At 61.6% G+C, this 17,699-nt stretch carries 16 protein-coding genes; 14 read left to right on the top strand and 2 right to left on the bottom strand.

The genetic code is table 11. The features are described from left to right. Positions 1–53 precede the first annotated feature (53 nt). The 6 genes from K3724_RS19350 (at position 54) to K3724_RS19325 (ending at position 7,732) form a co-directional block, all read left to right on the top strand. Complete coding sequence (locus K3724_RS19350; RefSeq protein ID WP_259988337.1) at positions 54–950, top strand: homocysteine S-methyltransferase family protein; 897 nt, start codon at positions 54–56, stop codon at positions 948–950. Between the two features lie 23 nt (positions 951–973). Next, positions 974–1,987 carry a GlxA family transcriptional regulator gene (locus tag K3724_RS19345; protein WP_259988335.1) on the top strand — a complete coding sequence of 338 codons (1,014 nt, stop codon included), beginning with the start codon at positions 974–976 and terminating at the stop codon, positions 1,985–1,987. 84 nt (positions 1,988–2,071) lie between these two features. Further along, positions 2,072–4,522: an FAD-dependent oxidoreductase gene (locus K3724_RS19340; protein WP_259988333.1), complete on the top strand. Its 2,451-nt coding sequence runs from the start codon at positions 2,072–2,074 to the stop codon at positions 4,520–4,522. 295 nt (positions 4,523–4,817) lie between these two features. Then, positions 4,818–5,939, top strand: a complete 1,122-nt coding sequence (gene dnaN / locus K3724_RS19335) for a DNA polymerase III subunit beta (protein ID WP_259988331.1) — start codon at positions 4,818–4,820, stop codon at positions 5,937–5,939. Positions 5,940–6,017: 78 nt separating this feature from the next. Continuing rightward, positions 6,018–7,115 (top strand): DNA replication/repair protein RecF, encoded by a 1,098-nt coding sequence (recF, locus tag K3724_RS19330; protein ID WP_259988329.1) that lies wholly within the window; start codon positions 6,018–6,020, stop codon positions 7,113–7,115. Then, positions 7,112–7,732 (top strand): LysE family translocator, encoded by a 621-nt coding sequence (locus K3724_RS19325; protein ID WP_259988327.1) that lies wholly within the window; start codon positions 7,112–7,114, stop codon positions 7,730–7,732. Before recF ends, K3724_RS19325 begins: the two co-directional genes overlap by 4 nt. Here K3724_RS19325 and K3724_RS19320 read toward each other — a convergent pair. Next, positions 7,729–8,322: a TetR/AcrR family transcriptional regulator gene (locus tag K3724_RS19320; RefSeq protein WP_259988326.1), complete on the bottom strand. Its 594-nt coding sequence runs from the start codon at positions 8,320–8,322 to the stop codon at positions 7,729–7,731. The genes K3724_RS19325 and K3724_RS19320 overlap by 4 nt on opposite strands. Positions 8,323–8,430: 108 nt before the next feature. On the opposite strand from K3724_RS19320, the gene K3724_RS19315 reads away from it, so the two are divergent. From K3724_RS19315 to K3724_RS19280, 8 genes are all read left to right on the top strand, one after another. Beyond that, on the top strand, positions 8,431–9,021 hold the full coding sequence (locus K3724_RS19315) for an NAD(P)H-dependent oxidoreductase (RefSeq protein WP_259988324.1): 591 nt from the start codon (positions 8,431–8,433) through the stop codon (positions 9,019–9,021). 93 nt (positions 9,022–9,114) lie between these two features. Then, positions 9,115–11,532: a DNA topoisomerase (ATP-hydrolyzing) subunit B gene (gyrB, locus tag K3724_RS19310; protein WP_259988322.1), complete on the top strand. Its 2,418-nt coding sequence runs from the start codon at positions 9,115–9,117 to the stop codon at positions 11,530–11,532. Positions 11,533–12,029: 497 nt separating this feature from the next. Further along, positions 12,030–12,179 carry a periplasmic nitrate reductase, NapE protein gene (gene napE, locus K3724_RS19305; RefSeq protein WP_129372422.1) on the top strand — a complete coding sequence of 50 codons (150 nt, stop codon included), beginning with the start codon at positions 12,030–12,032 and terminating at the stop codon, positions 12,177–12,179. Positions 12,180–12,191: 12 nt separating this feature from the next. Continuing rightward, complete coding sequence (locus K3724_RS19300; RefSeq protein WP_259988320.1) at positions 12,192–12,707, top strand: ferredoxin-type protein NapF; 516 nt, start codon at positions 12,192–12,194, stop codon at positions 12,705–12,707. Next, positions 12,704–12,982, top strand: a complete 279-nt coding sequence (locus tag K3724_RS19295; RefSeq protein WP_259988318.1) for a chaperone NapD — start codon at positions 12,704–12,706, stop codon at positions 12,980–12,982. The genes K3724_RS19300 and K3724_RS19295 overlap by 4 nt, the downstream gene beginning before the upstream one ends. Further along, positions 12,979–15,489: a nitrate reductase catalytic subunit NapA gene (napA, locus tag K3724_RS19290; RefSeq protein WP_259988316.1), complete on the top strand. Its 2,511-nt coding sequence runs from the start codon at positions 12,979–12,981 to the stop codon at positions 15,487–15,489. The genes K3724_RS19295 and napA overlap by 4 nt, the downstream gene beginning before the upstream one ends. A gap of 8 nt (positions 15,490–15,497) precedes the next feature. Next, positions 15,498–15,983 carry a nitrate reductase cytochrome c-type subunit gene (locus K3724_RS19285; protein WP_259988314.1) on the top strand — a complete coding sequence of 162 codons (486 nt, stop codon included), beginning with the start codon at positions 15,498–15,500 and terminating at the stop codon, positions 15,981–15,983. Further along, on the top strand, positions 15,983–16,651 hold the full coding sequence (locus K3724_RS19280) for a NapC/NirT family cytochrome c (protein ID WP_259988312.1): 669 nt from the start codon (positions 15,983–15,985) through the stop codon (positions 16,649–16,651). Before K3724_RS19285 ends, K3724_RS19280 begins: the two co-directional genes overlap by 1 nt. A gap of 80 nt (positions 16,652–16,731) precedes the next feature. On the opposite strand, the gene K3724_RS19275 is transcribed toward K3724_RS19280, so the two are convergent. Beyond that, entirely contained in the window at positions 16,732–17,643 is a 912-nt protein-coding gene (locus tag K3724_RS19275; RefSeq protein WP_259988310.1) for a rhodanese-related sulfurtransferase, read from the bottom strand. Positions 17,644–17,699 lie beyond the last annotated feature (56 nt).

Genomic DNA, 17,699 nt, shown 5'->3' with positions numbered 1-17,699 from the left:
TCGTTTCCTGTATCCTGGCGGCGCAAGGCAACCCGCACAAAGGACTGTTTGTTATGGCTGAGATCACGCTTCTGGATGGCTCGATCGGGCAGGAGGTTGTCAAACGGTCCGGCGACCGCGCAACCCCTTTGTGGTCCACCGCGGTGATGGTTGACCGGCCCGGGGTGGTCGGCGGCATTCATGCCGATTACTTTGCCGCAGGCGCCACGGTTGCCACAACAAACACCTATGCGGTTCTGCGTGACCGGTTGCAGCGCGCAGGTCTGGAAGACCACTTCGAAGAGCTTCTGAACAAAGCCGCCGCTCAAGCCGCTGCAGCGCGGGACGCCCATGGAACGGGCCGTGTCGCGGCAGCGCTTGGCCCGTTGATCGCATCTTACCGGCCTGACATTTGCCCGCCGCCTGATGAGGCGAAACCTGTCTACGCAGAACTTGTCGAATTACTCGGCCCGCAGGCGGATCTGTTCCTGATCGAAACCGTCGCCTCGCTGGAACATGCCAAAGGCGCGTTGCTGGGCTGTGCGGCTACGGACAAACCGGTCTGGCTGGCGGCCTCTGTTTCCGACGAAGACGGCACCTTGCTGCGCTCGGGGGAGCCGCTTGCCGCGCTGGCCCCGCTGGTTGAGGAATTCCAGCCCGATGCGGTTCTGCTCAACTGTTCCCGGCCCGAGGTCATCGGCGAGGGATTGGAGACCGTAAAAACATTCGGCAAGCCTTACGGGGCCTATGCCAACGGTTTCACCCGGATATCCGAGGATTTCCTGAAGGACGCCCCTACCGTGGATGCGCTGGAGCAGCGCCAGGATCTGGGGCCAGTGGCCTATGCGGAATTTGCAATGGGTTGGGTTGCGCAAGGTGCCACCATCGTCGGCGGCTGCTGCGAGGTCGGCCCGGACCACATCGCCGAACTGGCCCGCTGCTTACGCGCGGCCGGGCATCGGATCGTCTGACATCGTCTGACAGGGGGATCAGCATGGCAACGCAGGAAAAACTCAAAACCGCGGATCCGGCCCGGGTCTGGAGTATCGATATCATCGTCAGCGAGGGATTTGTGCTGACTGAGATGTCGGCTGTGGTCGAAGTGCTGCGGATCGCCAACCGGGTGCTGGCGCAGCCGCCGTTCAATTGGACTGTGCGGTCCCTGCAGGGCGGGCGCGTCGGCTGCAAGGCGGGCCTTAGCGTGGACACCGAACCCTTCGCGGTTAAGCCTGCTGCGGATTTTGCCTTCTTCCTTGGCAATTCGGACCCGGATCATCCCGGCCTCAGCCTGGGCCGGGTGATCTCCAGCTACACCTGCCGCGGCAGTAAGGTCTATCTGCTGGCCGAAGCCGCAGCCCGCTACATCCGCGATCAGGGCGGCGCGGCCGGCCGGCTGACGACGCATTGGGAAAACTCCGCCCTGTTGCGCGAACGTATGGGGCTGAACGATTCCAGCCATGCCCTGGCCAGCGAAGACGGGCTGGTGGTGACCTGTGCCGGCATGGGGTCTACGGTCGATATCGTGCTGGCGCTGGTTGGGCGGCTGACCTCGGCCGCGGCGCAGATGACCGTTGCCAACATCATGCTGCACGAACAGGTGCGCGATTTCTCCTCGCTGCAGCCCTTTGCCGGCGCCAAGCCGACGATCACCGGCGACAGCGACTTGGATCATTGCATCCGCATCATGCAGGGCAATATCGAAGAACCGGTGCCGATCAGCGAAATCGTGGATGAGCTGGGCATCTCCACCCGGTCGCTGGAGCGCAAGTTCAAGACCTTCCTGGGCACCACGCCCAACGGGTTTTACCGGGAAATGCGGCTGTCCAAGGCCAATAACCTTTTGCTGAACACAACCATGAGCGTGCGGGAGATCGGCCTTGCCTGCGGTTTCCCGAATGGCTTTTCCTCGCTTTACAAAAGCTTCTTCGGCATCACCCCCTTTACCCTGCGCAAGCGCCGCCGGCTGGGGGAAGACGGTTCCGGAGATATCCTCAAAGCCGGAGAATAGCCGGGGAAGCTTGGCGTTTTTGATGCATTTTACGCCGCCTTTCCGTGGTAATCAGACGCAAACACTGGACTGTGGAGCGATGATATGAGCGATCTTCCCAACAAGGCCCGCGTGGTCATTATCGGCGGCGGCGTGATCGGCTGCTCGGTGGCTTATCACCTGACCAAACTGGGCTGGAAGGATGTGGTGCTGCTGGAGCGCAAACAGCTGACCTCCGGCACCACCTGGCACGCCGCGGGGCTGATCGCCCAGCTGCGCGCCACTGCCAACATGACCAAGCTCGCCAAATACAGTCAGGAGCTTTATGGCGCGCTGGAAGAAGAAACCGGTGTCGCGACCGGCTTTAAGCGCTGCGGCTCGATCACGGTTGCGCTGACCGAAGAACGCAAGGAAGAGATCTTCCGCCAGGCCGCCATGGCGCGGGCATTCGGCGTTGAGGTCGAGGAAATCTCGCCTGAGGAAGTGAAAACCCGCTACGAGCACCTGAATGTCGGCGATGTGACTGCCGGTGTCTGGCTGCCGAAAGACGGGCAGGGCGACCCGGCAAACATTGCGCTGGCCCTGGCCAAAGGCGCCCGCCAGCGCGGCGCGCTGGTCAAGGAACGGATCAAGGTTACTGGCATCTCCAAAGACGGCCGCCGTGTAACCGGCGTCGATTGGGCCAGCGATGATGGCCAGTCCCAGGGCCACATCGAGGCGGACATGGTGGTGAACTGCGCCGGCATGTGGGGCCACGAGGTTGGCCGCATGGCGGGCGTCAACGTGCCGCTGCATGCTTGCGAGCATTTCTACATCGTGACCGAAGGCATCACCGGCCTGACCCAGATGCCGGTGCTGCGCGTTCCGGACGAATGTGCCTACTACAAGGAAGACGCGGGTAAAATCCTGCTCGGCGCGTTTGAGCCGAACGCCAAACCCTGGGCGATGAACGGCATCCCCGACACGTTCGAATTCGACCAGCTGCCTGAGGACTTCGACCACTTCGAACCTATTCTGGAAGCCGCTTGCAACCGGATGCCAATGCTGGCTGAGGCCGGTATCCACACCTTCTTTAACGGTCCGGAATCCTTCACTCCGGATGATGCCTATCACCTGGGCCTGGCGCCCGAGATGGACAATTTCTGGGTCGCCGCAGGTTTCAACTCAATCGGTATTCAGTCGGCGGGCGGCGCTGGCATGGCGCTGGCGCAATGGATGGAAGACGGCCAGAAACCGTTCGACCTTGGCGACGTGGACATCTCCCGCATGCAGCCGTTCCAGGGTAACAAGCACTACCTTTATGAGCGCTCCAAGGAGACGCTGGGTCTCCTCTACGCCGACCACTACCCCTACCGTCAAAAGGCCACCGCCCGCGGCGTGCGCCGCACCCCGTTCCACCACCACCTGCTGGAGCAGGGCGCGGTGATGGGTGAAATCGGCGGCTGGGAACGCGCCAACTGGTTTGCCAATGAGGGCCAGGAACGCGAATACCAGTACAGCTGGAAACGCCAGAACTGGTTTGAGAATTCGGCCGCTGAACACAGTGCAGTCCGCGAAAATGTCGGCATGTACGACATGTCCTCCTTTGGCAAGATCCGCGTCGAAGGCCCGGATGCCGAAACCTTCCTGAACTACATCTGCGGCGCCAACCTGTCGGTTCCCGCGGGCAAGATCGTCTATACCCAGTTCCTGAACACCCGCGGCGGGATTGAGGCCGATGTGACCGTCACCCGCCTGTCGGAAACTGCCTATCTGGTGGTGACCCCGGCGGTGACCCGTCTGGCCGACCAGACCTGGATGATGCGCCACGTGGGCGACCACCGGGTGGTGATCACCGATGTGACCGCAGGCGAGGGCGTGCTGGCAGTGATGGGCCCGAACGCCCGCAAGCTGCTGCAGAAAGTCTCGCCGAACGATTTCTCGAACGAGGTGAACCCCTTTGGTACCGCGCAGGAGATCGAACTGGGAATGGGCCTCGCCCGTGTGCACCGCGTGACCTATGTGGGTGAACTCGGCTGGGAGATCTATGTCGGCGCCGACATGGCGGGCCACGCGTTCGAAACGCTGCACGAGGCGGGTCAGGACATGGGGCTTAAGCTCTGCGGCATGCACATGATGGACAGCTGCCGGATCGAGAAGGGCTTCCGCCACTTCGGCCACGACATCACTTGCGAGGACAATGTGATCGACGCAGGCCTCGGCTTTGCGGTGAAGACCGACAAGGACGACTTCATCGGCAAAGCCGCGGTGCTGGAGCGTAAGGAAACCGGCCCCAGGAACCGCATGGTTCAGTTCAAACTGACGGATGCCGAGCCGCTGCTGTTCCACAACGAGCCGATCATCCGTGACGGCAAATACGTGGGCTACCTCAGTTCCGGCAACTACGGTCATACCCTGGGTGCTGCCATCGGCATGGGCTATGTGCCGTGCGAAGGCGAAAAGGCTGCTGATGTGCTGGCCTCCACCTACGAGATCGACGTCTGCGGCGTGAAAGTGAAGGCCGAGGTTTCGCTGAAGCCGATGTATGATCCGAAATCGGAACGGGTGAAGGCCTAAGCCGCCTCTCCAAAGGTTTAACCTGTTCCGTATTACGCCCCGGTCCAAGCGCCGGGGCGTTTTCCGTAGGTGTCCCCACGGGGACAAGCCTGGGTTTTGCAGCTCTGTCCCCGCGGGGACAATTCCGTGTTCTGCTGCAACGTTTCCTCCGGTTTCGCGGCCCAGCTGCCCACCGCCTCTTGACCCCGCCGGGAATCCCTTGGAGAAATCCACAAAAGCCTTGTACGGCAGGGGTAAACAGGTAGGTTGCTTGTCCCGGCCAGTGACACGGGGCCAGACGGAGAGGATTTGGGACATGAAGATCAGCATCGAACGCGGCACGCTTCTCAAGGCTGTGGCTCAGGCACAGTCGGTGGTCGAGCGCCGCAACACCATTCCGATTCTGGCGAATGTGCTGATCGAAGCCGAAGGCGACAGCGTCCAGTTCCGCGCCACCGATCTGGATATCGAGGTGGTCGACAAGGCCCCCGCCCAGGTGGAACGCGCCGGGGCCACCACCGTTGCCGCCACCACTCTGCACGAGATTGTCCGCAAGCTGCCTGACGGCGCGCTGGTCACACTAAGCGCCGACGCCGCAACCGGGCGCCTGACCGTTGAGGCCGGCCGCTCCAACTTCTCGCTGGCGACCCTGCCGCGCGAGGATTTCCCGGTGATGGCATCGTCGGAATACCACTCGAATTTTGCGGCCAAGGCCGCGGTGCTGCGCCGCCTGTTCGACAAGTCGAAATTTGCAATCTCGACCGAGGAGACCCGGTACTATCTGAACGGTGTCTATCTGCATGTCTCCAACAGTGCCGAAGGCGGCAAGGTTCTGCGTGCTGTGGCCACCGACGGCCACCGTCTGGCGCGCATCGACGCCGAGCTGCCGCTGGGCGCCGAGGACATGCCGGGTGTGATCGTGCCGCGCAAGACCGTGGGTGAGCTGCGCAAACTGCTGGATGACGATGATATGGACATCGCGGTGTCGGTCTCGGAAACCAAGGTGCGCTTTGCCACCCCGAACATCACCCTGACTTCCAAAGTGATCGACGGCACCTTCCCGGACTACACCCGGGTGATCCCGGCCGGCAACACCCGCCGTCTGGAAGTGGATGCCTCCGAGTTCGCCCAGGCCGTTGACCGGGTTGCCACTGTTTCCTCCGAACGCTCTCGTGCGGTGAAGCTGCAGCTGGAAGAGGATCGCTTGATCCTGTCGGTCAATGCGCCTGACAGCGGTGCTGCAGAAGAAGAGCTGGCGGTGGCATATAACGACGAACGCCTGGAAATCGGGTTTAACGCCAAGTACTTGCTGGAAATTGCCAACCAGGTGGACCGCGAAAACGCTGTGTTCATGTTCAACTCCTCCGGCGATCCGACCCTGATGCGCGAAGGCAGCGATCAAAGCGCTGTTTACGTCGTGATGCCGATGCGTGTCTGAAGCGCCTGACGGCGCTGTCTCCCCTGCCGGGCGGCGGGACGCGAGTATTTTTGGAAAGATGAAACGGGAGCGCGCCGCGTGCTGGCCCTGACTGCCCTGACCTTGTCCCATTTCCGCTCGCATTTGCGGGCGGAATTGCGTTTGGACGGGCGTCCGGTAGCCATCCACGGCAATAACGGTGCGGGCAAGACCAATATCCTGGAAGCCGTGTCGCTGTTTTCGCCCGGCCGGGGCCTGCGCCGGGCCAGTGCGGCAGAGATGGCACGCCAGCCCGAAGCGCTGGGGTGGAAACTGAAGGGTGAGCTGCGGGCACCCTCGCAGGCCTATGAGGTGGAAACCTGGTCCGAAGGCGGCAATGCCCGGCAGGTGAAGATCGACAATAAGCCCGCCAGCCAGATCGCGCTGGGCCAGGTGGCGCGGGTGGTCTGGCTGATCCCGGCGATGGACCGGTTGTGGATTGAAGCGGCAGAAGGCCGCCGCCGCTTTCTCGACCGGATCGCGCTGAGCTTTGAACCCGCCCATGCCGAGGCCTCGCTGGCCTATGAAAAGGCGATGCGCGAACGCAACCGGTTGTTGAAGGAGCAGGTGCGCGATGCCGCATGGTACAGGGTGCTGGAAGAGCGGATGGCCGCCTCCGGGCACCGGATCCATGCGGCGCGCGTGCAAGCGGTGGAATTGCTGCAGATTGCCCAGGCCGAAGCCGGAACCGTATTCCCCGCGGCTGAGCTGGAGCTGCTGCAATCCGAAGGCAGCATGCCGTCCACTGAGGCGGATTTCAAAGAGGCGCTGGAGGAAAGCCGGTTCCGGGATCTGGCGGCGGGCCGGACCCTTGTCGGGCCGCACAGAACCGATTTGATCGGCACCTACCAGGCTAAGGGCATCCCGGCCAAGGACTGTTCGACCGGTGAGCAGAAAGCGCTGCTGGTGTCGCTGATCCTGGCCAACGCACGGGCACTTTCGCAGCGCGAGGGCGCGCCGCCGATCCTGCTTCTGGATGAGGTTGCCGCGCATCTGGACGCTGGCCGCCGTGCGGTCCTTTATGACGAGATCTGCACCCTGGGAACCCAGGCCTGGATGACGGGCACCGGGCCGGAGCTGTTTGGCGAGCTGGCAGGCCGGGCGCAGATACTGGAAGTCACTGACAGCGGCAGCGGGTCAGAGGTGACGCAGAAATGACTGTCACCGCTTGGGATCTGTCGCTTTATGCAGGGGCGCTGCTGATCTTGTTCCTGACGCCCGGCCCGGTCTGGCTGGCGTTGATGGCGCGTTCGGTTTCCGGCGGGTTTCCGGCGGCCTGGCCGCTGGCGCTGGGGGTTGCCTGCGGCGATATTCTGTGGCCGCTGGTGGCGGTGGGCGGCATGTCCTGGGTGGTTTCCGAATTCACCGGCATCATGACCCTGTTGCGCTGGCTGGCCTGCCTGATGTTCCTCGGCATGGGGGGGCTGCTGATCCGCCACGCGGGCGAAGCGGTTCAGGAAAGCCGCGCCCTCACCCGGCCCGGCGTCTGGGCCGGGTTCATGGCGGGAATTGCCGTGATCCTGGGCAATCCCAAGGCAATCCTGTTCTATATGGGCGTTCTGCCTGGTTTCTTTGATCTGTCAGGTACAACCTGGCAGGACGTTGCCGCCATTGTGGTGCTGTCTTTTGCGGTTCCGCTGGCAGGGAACCTTGCGTTGGCAGGGATGGTGCACCGGGTCCGGCGGGCGGTTGCCTCGCCCCGGATCCTGCGGCGCATCAACCTGGTGTCCGGCGGGCTGCTGATCTGTGTGGGGATTGCGATCCCGTTCCTTTAGGCGGATGGTTGCAACCAGGCCTGCAAGTAAGGTTCCAGCGTCTGGGCCGGGTGCGCTTCAGTCTCATGCTCAATGCAGAACCATAAGCCGAGCACATGGTTCAGAAACGCCTGGATGCCTTCCGCCAGCAATTCCGGCGGCTGGTTCCGGCGGACCCCGCCCGTGGCCTGCATGTCCTGCAGCCAGCCTGTCAGCAAGGCGACCTGCCGGGTGAAGCTTGCAGTGACAACTTCGTCCGGCTCATCCGCAGTGGTGCCTGAATAGCGCAGCAGCAGATCGAAGATCACCCGGTCCTGGGCAACGTAATCAAGATGCGGTGCAAGACGGGCGGTCAGCTCCGCGACATCCGAGGGGGCGCCTGCGGTTTCCATCCCGTCAAGCAGCCGTGTCACTTCCTCTCCGATCAGGACGGCCAGCAGCCCGTCCTTGTCCTTGAAATGGGAAAACAGGGTGCCCTTTGCAACGCCGGCCCGGGCAACCACATCTTCAACTCGCAAACCGCTATAGCCCTGTTTCTGGACAATGACGGTTGCGGTGCTGAGCAGTTTTGCGCGGGTTTCCAGCCGCCGCTTTTGTGGAGCACGTGTCATGCCTCATCCTCACGGGTTCGTTATTGACCGCGGTCACTTTTATAATTGACCGCGGTCATTTTTATCTCAATAAAGTGACCGTGGTCAACTTAACTCATGGAGAATGACATGTCTGCCCGAAAAATATTGATCTTGAACGGCCACCCGGCTGAGAACACTTTTACACAGGCGCTATGCGAAGCCTACGCAACTGCGGCGCAAGCTGCGGGGCACGATGTGCGCCTGCACAAGCTGTCGCAGCTGGAGTTCGACGCAGACTTTGGCCAGGCCGGGTTTTCCGGAGCAAAGAGGCTGGAGCCGCAGATCGAAGCAGTGCTTGCGGACTTTGAATGGGCAGAGCATGTGGTCGTTGCCTTTCCGCTGTGGTGGGGCGGGATGCCGGGGAAACTGAAGGGGTTGTTTGACCGTATCCTGCTTCCCGGCCGCACGTTTGACCCGCGCATTGTGACCGATGGCCTGCCGAAACCGCTTTTGGCCGGAAAGTCTGGCCGGGTGCTGGTGGCATCGGACACGCCGCCTGACTTGATGGAGCAGTTCTATGGCAATGCAGCGCATGTTCAGGTGGAGCGGCAGATTTTGAATTTCGTGGGGATTGATCCGGTAGAGACCTGCCATTTCGGCGCATTGCAAGGGTCAAGTGCGGATGAGCGCGCAGCCTGGCTGAACACCGCGTCGGAGCTTGGCGCCTTGGCTGCATAATCGTCTGGTACAGCCCTGAAAAAAGGGGGCTTGCGCGTGACAATCCCGGCCAGACTCCGTATAAAATCCTGAAGCAAAGACAGGAAGATGTGAATGTCCGGAAACGAGCAGGCCCCCGCAGAATATGGCGCGGATTCCATCAAGGTTCTCAAAGGGTTGGAGGCGGTTCGAAAACGCCCCGGCATGTATATCGGGGACACCGACGATGGCTCGGGCCTGCACCACATGGTGTATGAGGTCGTGGACAACGGCATCGACGAGGCGCTGGCAGGCCACGCGGACCACGTGACGGTGAAAATCCACGCCGATTCCAGCGTATCCGTCAGCGACAACGGCCGCGGCATTCCGGTGGGTATCCACGAGGAAGAAGGCGTATCCGCGGCCGAGGTCATCATGACCCAGCTGCACGCCGGCGGTAAGTTCGACAGCAACTCCTACAAGGTCTCCGGCGGCCTGCACGGTGTGGGTGTTTCGGTGGTGAACGCGCTGTCTGACTGGCTGGAATTGCGCGTTTGGCGCGACGGCAAAGAACACATTGCCCGGTTTGAGCGCGGTGATACCGCCAGGCATCTGGAGGTGGTCGGCGATTGCGGCGACCGGACCGGCACCGAAGTGCGCTTCATGGCCTCGACGGATACGTTTTCCAACCTCGAATATGTCTTTGAAACGCTGGAAAAGCGCTTGCGGGAACTGGCTTTTCTGAACTCCGGCGTGCGCATCATCCTGATCGACGAACGCCCGGCGGAACGGCTGGAAGTGGAGTTGTACTATGACGGCGGCGTCAAGGAATTCGTCAAATACCTGGACCGCCACAAGACGCCCGTGATGGAAACTCCGGTTTATATCATCGGTGAAAAGGATGAAATCGTTGTCGAAATCGCCATGTGGTGGAATGACAGCTATCACGAAACTGTGCTGCCCTTTACCAACAACATCCCGCAGCGCGATGGCGGCACCCATGTTGCAGGCTTCCGCGGCGCGCTGACCCGGACGATCAACAACTATGCGCAGATTTCGGGCATTGCGAAAAAGGAAAAGATCTCCTTTACTGGTGATGACGCCCGCGAAGGGCTGACCTGCGTTTTGTCGGTGAAAGTGCCGGATCCGAAATTCTCCAGCCAGACCAAGGACAAGCTGGTGTCATCCGAGGTGCGCCCGGTGGTCGAAAGCCTGGTCGGGGAAAAACTGGCAGAATGGTTTGAGGAAAATCCCGGCCAGGCCAAGCAAATCGTTGGCAAAATTGTCGAGGCCGCTTTGGCCCGCGAGGCTGCCCGCAAAGCGCGCGAACTGACCCGCCGCAAAACTGCGATGGACGTGAATTACCTGGCTGGCAAGCTGAAGGATTGCTCTGAAAAAGACCCGTCCAAAACCGAAGTCTTCCTGGTCGAGGGGGACTCGGCCGGCGGTTCCGCCCAGACGGGCCGGGACCGGAGGACCCAGGCAATCCTGCCCCTGCGCGGCAAGATCCTGAACGTTGAACGCGCACGCTTTGACCGGATGCTGGGAAGCCAGGAGATCGGCAACCTGGTGATGGCTTTGGGCACCGGTATTGGCCGGGACGAATTTAAGATTGATAAGCTGCGCTACCACAAGATTGTCATCATGACCGATGCGGACGTGGACGGCGCCCATATCCGGACGTTGCTCCTGACCTTCTTCTACCGGCAGATGCCGGAGCTGATCGAGGGCGGCTATCTCTACATTGCGCAGCCGCCATTGTATAAGGTCGCGCGCGGCAAATCCGAGGTTTACCTCAAGGATCAGGCAGCGCTGGATGATTATCTGATCAACCAAGGTGTCGACGGCGCGTTGCTGAAACTCGGTAACGGCTCCGAGATTGCCGGTGCCGACCTTACCCGCGTGGTCGACGAGGCGCGCCAGCTTAAGCGTGTGCTGGATGCCTTCCCGACCCATTACCCGCGCCACATCCTGGAGCAAGCTGCCGTGGCCGGTGCCTTTGTGCCCGGTGCGGTGGATTCCAACCTGCAGGGCGTGGCCGACAAGGTTGCGGCGCGGCTGGACGCCATTGCCCTGGAATATGAGCGCGGCTGGCAGGGCCGGATCACCCAGGATCACGGCATCCGCCTGGCCCGCATCCTGCGCGGCGTCGAGGAAGTGCGTACCCTGGACGGTCCGATGCTGCGCTCCGGCGAGGCACGCAAAACCGGCAGCTTCACCCAAAGCCTGCAGGAAGTCTACGGCACCTCCTCCCAGCTGATCCGCCGCGATCGCAGCCAGATTATTCACGGACCGCTGGATCTTTTGAAGGCGATCCTTGATGAAGGCGAAAAGGGTCTCTCGCTGCAGCGCTACAAAGGCCTGGGCGAGATGAACCCGGACCAGCTGTGGGAGACGACACTGGACCCGGACGCCCGGACACTGCTGCAAGTGCGGGTCGACGATATGATCGAGGCGGATGATCTGTTCACTAAGCTGATGGGCGATGTTGTCGAACCCCGTCGCGAGTTTATCCAAAAGAACGCGCTTAGCGTCGAAAACCTGGATTTCTGATCGGGCTGTAGGATCGCGCATATTCGTGCGCGATCCCCATAAGTTTGCGCGATTGGCCCAATGGTTTGCGCGTAAGCGCTGCTGCGAGGGCTTCCCCGCCACGTCGCGGCAGGCGTATTGCCAGCCCCGGTAATTGCGGCCGAATGGCATCGCAAGGGTGATGATCAAATTCAGTGCGCTTTTACTGGCCAAGCGGCACGAGGCTGGCTGGCGGTACTTCCCAAGCAGTTCCCGAGATATGGGCGTGTTCTAAATAGGTTGGCGATATTCGCGGTTGGAAGCGCTATGGGCGCATTGATATCGTTAATTTCGATTGTTTGAATGTTTGGTTTTGCCAAATCTACCGCCCGGGAAATGATTCAGATCAAAGTGCAGAACAGCCGTCCTGCGCATTCTCCTGCCAGCGACGCGGCACTGTTCAGAAAACCGGAATCAGATGCGGCCTTTTCCGGCCGGCTTGCTGCGCTACATTTGTACGAGCCAAGGAGGACAAAAAAATGTCCGAACAGCCAAGCAAAGCCGAAGAGCGGAACACCTTCCTGTTCCTCGCCGTGGTTCTGGCGCCGGTACTGGCGGTGGGACTGGTCGGCGGATACGGCCTGATCATCTGGATCTCCCAGATCTTCCTGGGACCGCCCGCCGGGTAAGAGGCCAGGCCAATGCCAGCACATGCCAGCACAGCCCCCTCGCGGCGCGCCTTCCTGACCGGGAAAGTGGCCCGCCCGGAGCCGGAATTCCGTCCGCCCTGGACGGATGAGGCCCGGGTGCAGGCGCAGTGCACCGGCTGCAATGCCTGTGTTGAGGCTTGCCCGCAAGGGATCATCGAATTCGACAGCCGCAGCCGCCCGCGGATCAGTTTCCACGGTGGCGAATGCACCTTTTGCGGCGCCTGTGCCGAAGCCTGCCCGCAGGCGGTGTTCGATCTGGCACAGCCAGCGCCCTGGCCGGTGACGGTGGAGATCACCAGCAGCTGCCTGAATGCCGCCGGAATCGCCTGCCAGCTGTGCACCGACATTTGCGATCCTCGTGCCCTCCGGATGGACCTGTCGGTCCGTCCGGTCGGTGCAATCCAGGTGGACGCCGGCGCCTGCACCGGCTGCGGTGCCTGCCTGTCCACCTGTCCCAACAATGCCATCGCACTCTGCGACCCCCGCCAGCAAAGGACGCCCGCGTGACAGAAGAGATCCATATTTCCAGCCTGCTGGTGCGCAGCAATCCGGCGCAGATGGAGGATGTTCTGGCCAACATCAAATCCATGGCAGGCGCCGAGATTTCGCAAGCCGATCCCTCGGGCAAGATCGTCGTCCTGTTTGAGGCGAACAGCGACCGGGCCATTGGCGATGCCTTGGCCAGAATTCAGCTTCTCGACGGCGTCGCCAGCGCGGCGCTTGTCTTTCATCAAACCTGCGATGCGCAGGACCTCGCCATTGAAGAAGGAGTCCCCCAATGACCGGCCCCAAGACTGGCCTGACCCGCCGCGACGCCATCAAGGCGCAGGCCGCCGCAGCCGCAGCGCTTGCTGCCGGGCTGCCGATCCCCGCCGCCGCGCAGAACCTTGTCACCGACGCCAATGTAACCGAGCTGAAATGGTCCAAGGCGGCCTGCCGTTTCTGCGGCACCGGCTGCTCGATCATGGTTGCCACCAAGGCCGGCCGCGTGGTTGCCACCCATGGCGATACCCAGGCCGAGGTCAACCGCGGCCTGAACTGCGTCAAGGGCTACTTCCTGTCCAAGATCATGTACGGCGCCGACCGTCTGACCCAGCCGCTGCTGCGCAAGACCAACGGCGAATATGACAAAGAGGGCGAATTCACCCCGGTCAGCTGGGATGAGGCCTTTGATATCATGGCCGAGAAATGGAAGAAGACCCTGGCTGAGAAAGGCCCCGAGGGCATCGGCATGTTCGGCTCCGGCCAGTGGACAGTGTGGGAAGGCTATGCGGCCTCCAAGCTGATGAAGGCGGGCTTTCGGTCCAACAACATCGACCCCAACGCGCGCCACTGCATGGCCTCTGCTGTGGGCGGCTTCATGCGCACCTTCGGCATCGACGAGCCGATGGGCTGCTATGACGACTTCGAGAACGCCGACGCATTCGTGCTGTGGGGCTCGAACATGGCGGAGATGCACCCGATCCTGTGGACCCGCATCACCGACCGCCGGTTCAGCCACCCGCATGTGAAGGTGGCGGTTCTGTCGACCTTTACTCACCGCAGCTTTGATCTGGCCGATATCCCGGCAGTGTTCACCCCGCAAACCGACATGGTGATCCTGAACTACATCGCCAACTACATCATCCAGAATGATGCGGTGCATAAGGACTTTGTCGGCAAACACGTCAACTTCCGCCGCGGCAATCAGGACATCGGCTATGGCCTGCGCCCTGAACACCCGCTGGAGCAGGCCGCCGAGAACAACGACAAGGCAGGCGGCTCTGAGCCGATGTCGTTTGAGGAGTTCGCCGAATTCGTTTCCGAATACACGCTGGAAAAAGCCGAGGAAATGTCCGGCGTTCCGGCCGAGACCCTGGAGAAAATCGCCAAGCTTTATGCCGATCCCGACACCAAGGTCATGTCGCTGTGGACGATGGGCGTCAACCAGCACACCCGCGGTGTCTGGACCAACAACCTGCTTTACAACATCCACCTGCTGACCGGCAAAATCTCCACCCCCGGCAACTCGCCGTTCTCGCTGACCGGCCAGCCGTCGGCCTGCGGCACCGCGCGCGAGGTGGGCACCTTCTCGCACCGTCTGCCTGCGGATCTGGTGGTGAAGAACCCCGAACACCGTGCCTTTGCGGAAAAGATCTGGAAACTGCCCGACGGCACCGTGCCCGGCTGGATCGGCTCCCACGCGGTCAAACAGAACCGCGACCTGAAGGACGGCAAGATCAACTGCTACTGGGTGCAGGTGAACAACAATATGCAGGCCGCGCCGAACATGATGGAGGAAGGGCTGCCGGGCTACCGCAACCCCGACAACTTTATCGTCGTGTCGGACGCCTATCCGACGGTGACCGCAGAAGCTGCCGATTTGATCCTGCCCGCCGCGATGTGGGTTGAGAAAGAAGGCGCATACGGCAACGCCGAGCGCCGCACCCAGTTCTGGTACCAGCTGGTCAATGCACCGGGTGAATCCAAGTCCGACCTGTGGCAGCTGGCGGAATTCTCCAAACGCTTCACCACCGACGAGGTCTGGCCGGCCGAGCTGCTGGACGCCAACCCGGAGTATAAAGGCAAGACCCTGTTCGACGTGCTGTTTGCCAACGGCAAGGTTGACCAGTTTGAACTGACCGAGAAAGCCAAAGAGTACGGCAACCACGAATCCGAAGACTTTGGGTTCTATCTCCAAAAGGGCCTGTTCGAGGAATATGCAGAGTTTGGCCGCGGCCACGGCCACGATCTGGCGCCTTTTGACCGCTACCACGAGGAACGCGGGCTGCGCTGGCCAGTGGTCGACGGCAAGGAAACCCGCTGGCGCTTCAAGGAAGGCTCGGACCCCTATGTGACCCCGGGCTCGGACTACGAGTTCTATGGCAAGCCCGACGGCAAAGCGGTGATCTTTGCGCTGCCTTACGAGCCGCCGGCAGAAAGCCCGGATGAAGAATACCCGATATGGCTGGCCACTGGCCGCGTGCTGGAACACTGGCACTCCGGCTCAATGACCCAGCGGGTGCCAGAGCTGTATCAGGCAGTCCCCGACGCGCTGTGCTACATGCACCCGGACGATGCTTCGGCCCAAGGGTTCCGGCGCGGCACCGAGGTGCGGATCATCTCGCGGCGCGGTGAAATCCGTACCCGCGTAGAGACCCGCGGCCGTAACAAGCCGCCCAAAGGTCTGGTGTTTGTGCCCTGGTTCGATGCGCGCCGGCTGATCAACAAGGTCACGCTGGATGCCACCGATCCGATCTCGAAACAGACGGACTATAAGAAATGCGCAGTCCGTATCGAAGCAGTGTGAGGCCCGTCATGAAACATCTCCGTCTCGCCATCCTGGCCGCTCCGATCCTGCTGGCCCCGGTCTTTATGGCTTCACCAGCTTTTGCCCAGAACCAGGTCGCGACGCTGCGCAACAATGCGCCGCTGGCGGAAGAGGGCGAAGCCACCCAGATCCCCGGCATCGTCAACACCGACATCCGCCAGGTGCGCAACTACCCGGACCAGCCGCCGCTGATCCCGCATAAGACTGACAATTATCAGGTGGATCTCAATTCCAACAAATGCCTGACCTGCCACAGCCGCACCGCGGTGGAGGTCAGCCAGGCGCCGATGATCTCGGTCACCCACTTCATGAACCGCGAGGGCCAGACCCTCGCCGCGGTCAGCCCGCGGCGCTATTTCTGCACTCAGTGCCACGTGGTGCAGACCAATGCCCGGCCGCTGGTTGAAAACGAGTTTGTCGATGTCGACCAGGTGCTGGACTACGTGCACTCGAAACAGGGCGGGTCTGACTGATGTGGGGATTCTTAAAACGTCTGTGGTGGATCATCACCCGCCCCAGCGCCTTCTTCTCGCTTGGCTTCCTGACCATGGGCGGTTTTGTGATGGGGATCATCTTCTGGGGCGGTTTCAACACCGCGCTTGAGGTCACCAACACCGAGGCCTTCTGCACCAGCTGCCACGAGATGCGCGACAACGTGTTTGAGGAGCTGAAGCCGACGATCCACTACTCCAACCGCTCCGGCGTGCGGGCGTCCTGCCCAGACTGCCACGTGCCGCATCAATGGTCCAACAAGATTGCCCGCAAGATGCAGGCCTCCAAGGAGGTCTGGGGCAAGATCTTCGGCACCATCAACACGCGCGAGAAATTCCTGGAGCACCGGCTGGAACTGGCGCAGCACGAATGGGCGAGGCTTGAAGCGAATGACTCGCTGGAGTGCCGCAACTGCCACTCGGACGAATCGATGGATATCACCCGCCAGTCCAAACGGGCGGCGGATGCCCATGAACGCTTCCTGTTCACCGGCGAAAAGACCTGTATCAGCTGTCACAAGGGCATCGCCCACCAGCTGCCCGACATGAGTGCTGCCGAAGGCGAAGATCATGCCGGTCTGCTGGCCCCGGCCCATGGCGCAGGCCTGCTGGCCAGCACCCGCAGCTATCTGGGCCTGAGCAGCGACTGACGCTGCCAGCCCCCGCAAACAACAATAAAGGCCGCTGCCTCGATGGGCAGCGGCCTTTTTGGTGTCAGTTGGCTGGCGGTTTACAGGGGGATGCTGCCCAGATGATCCGCGCCGCGTTTGCGGGCGAGCATCATCTGCTTCTGCCGCTCACGGAACCGCGCCTTGTCTTCTTCCGAGGTCTGATCGATGCACTGATGGCAGGTGACGCCCTGCTCAAACCCGGGGCGCGCCTTGTCCTCGGGCAGGATCGGGCGGCGGCAGCCGTGGCACAGCTCGTGCGGGCCTTCCACCAGCCCGTGGCCAACAGATACCCGGTTGTCGAAGACAAAACATTCACCTTCCCAGGTGCTGTTATCCGCAGGCATTTCCTCCAGATAGCGCAGAATGCCGCCCTTCAGGTGATAGACATCCTCCACCCCTTGACCCAGCAGGTAATTGGTCGACTTCTCGCAACGGATGCCGCCGGTGCAGAACATCGCAACCCGCTTGTTGTGAAAGCGCTCTTTGTTCTTTTCCCACCAGGCCGGAAAGTCGCGGAACGACTCGGTCATGGGATCAATCGCGCCTTCAAATGTGCCGATCGCCACTTCGTAATCGTTGCGGGTGTCGATCAGGACAACATCGTCCTGCCGGATCAGATCGTTCCATTCCTCCGGCTCAACGTAATGGCCAACAGATGCCAGCGGATCCACGTCCGGCTGGCCCATCGTCACGATCTCTTTCTTCAGCCGCACCTTCATCCTGCCAAAGGGCGGCTCAGCGGCGGTGGCTTCTTTCCAGTCCAGATCCGCGCAGCCGGGCAAGCCCTTGATATGGGACAGCACCGCATCGATACCTGCGCGCGGTCCGGCGATGGTGCCATTGATCCCCTCCTGCGCCAGCAGCAGCGAGCCTTTGACGCCTTGCGCCTGGCAAAGCTCCAGCAGCGCCGGACGGATCGCGGCGGGATCGGGGAAACGGGTGAAGTGATAGAGGGCAGCAATTGTGTACATACCCCGCCCTTAGAACCATGGCGCGGGTAATTCAAGAGAAAGAGCCACCCCCGCTG

The sequence above is a fragment of the Leisingera sp. M658 genome (assembly GCF_025144145.1).
In the GTDB taxonomy this organism is placed as follows: domain Bacteria; phylum Pseudomonadota; class Alphaproteobacteria; order Rhodobacterales; family Rhodobacteraceae; genus Leisingera.
The sequence above is the reverse complement of the archived record's forward strand: the minus strand, read 5'-3'. Positions and strand labels throughout refer to the sequence as shown.

Bases quoted from the DNA above. Each gene is read 5' to 3' on its own strand.
- K3724_RS19350 (WP_259988337.1), top strand. From the start codon at position 54: ATGGCTGAGATCACGCTTCTGGATGGCTCGATCGGGCAGGAGGTTGTC.
- K3724_RS19345 (WP_259988335.1), top strand. From the start codon at position 974: ATGGCAACGCAGGAAAAACTCAAAACCGCGGATCCGGCCCGGGTCTGG.
- K3724_RS19340 (WP_259988333.1), top strand. From the start codon at position 2,072: ATGAGCGATCTTCCCAACAAGGCCCGCGTGGTCATTATCGGCGGCGGC.
- dnaN (WP_259988331.1), top strand. From the start codon at position 4,818: ATGAAGATCAGCATCGAACGCGGCACGCTTCTCAAGGCTGTGGCTCAG.
- K3724_RS19325 (WP_259988327.1), top strand. From the start codon at position 7,112: ATGACTGTCACCGCTTGGGATCTGTCGCTTTATGCAGGGGCGCTGCTG.
- K3724_RS19320 (WP_259988326.1), bottom strand. From the start codon at position 8,322: ATGACACGTGCTCCACAAAAGCGGCGGCTGGAAACCCGCGCAAAACTG.
- K3724_RS19315 (WP_259988324.1), top strand. From the start codon at position 8,431: ATGTCTGCCCGAAAAATATTGATCTTGAACGGCCACCCGGCTGAGAAC.
- gyrB (WP_259988322.1), top strand. From the start codon at position 9,115: ATGTCCGGAAACGAGCAGGCCCCCGCAGAATATGGCGCGGATTCCATC.
- napE (WP_129372422.1), top strand. From the start codon at position 12,030: ATGTCCGAACAGCCAAGCAAAGCCGAAGAGCGGAACACCTTCCTGTTC.
- K3724_RS19300 (WP_259988320.1), top strand. From the start codon at position 12,192: ATGCCAGCACATGCCAGCACAGCCCCCTCGCGGCGCGCCTTCCTGACC.
- napA (WP_259988316.1), top strand. From the start codon at position 12,979: ATGACCGGCCCCAAGACTGGCCTGACCCGCCGCGACGCCATCAAGGCG.
- K3724_RS19285 (WP_259988314.1), top strand. From the start codon at position 15,498: ATGAAACATCTCCGTCTCGCCATCCTGGCCGCTCCGATCCTGCTGGCC.
- K3724_RS19280 (WP_259988312.1), top strand. From the start codon at position 15,983: ATGTGGGGATTCTTAAAACGTCTGTGGTGGATCATCACCCGCCCCAGC.
- K3724_RS19275 (WP_259988310.1), bottom strand. From the start codon at position 17,643: ATGTACACAATTGCTGCCCTCTATCACTTCACCCGTTTCCCCGATCCC.